Source organism: Salmonella sp. SAL4457 (assembly GCF_046548235.1).
Taxonomy (GTDB): domain Bacteria; phylum Pseudomonadota; class Gammaproteobacteria; order Enterobacterales; family Enterobacteriaceae; genus Salmonella; species Salmonella enterica.
Genome location: NZ_JBGDZO010000498.1, coordinates 1 through 272 on the forward strand (window position 1 = coordinate 1; position 272 = coordinate 272).

Sequence of the window (272 nt, forward strand, 5' to 3'; positions counted from 1 at the left end):
GGTCGATGCTGATGATCTTGGCTTCGACTTCCTCGCCATCCTTCAGGACGTTGCGCGCGTCTTCGACGCGGTCACGGCAGATTTCGGAAGCCATCAGGATACCATCGATGTCGTCGCCCAGGCTGATGACAGCGCCCTTGGCGTCGACTTCCTTCACGGTACCGCGGACGATGCTGCCTTTCTCGTGCAGGGACGCGTAGTTGGAGAACGGATCGTCTTCCAGCTGCTTGATGCCCAGGGAGATGCGCTCGCGCTCCGGATCGACCGACAGG

Annotated in this window: 1 protein-coding gene; it reads right to left on the reverse strand. The window is 61.0% G+C overall.

Features of this window, described 5'->3' with window-relative positions; genetic code table 11:
• A partial coding sequence (locus tag ACLJNW_RS25215) for a S1 RNA-binding domain-containing protein (RefSeq protein ID WP_410961361.1) occupies window positions 1–272 on the reverse strand: 272 nt, incomplete at both ends.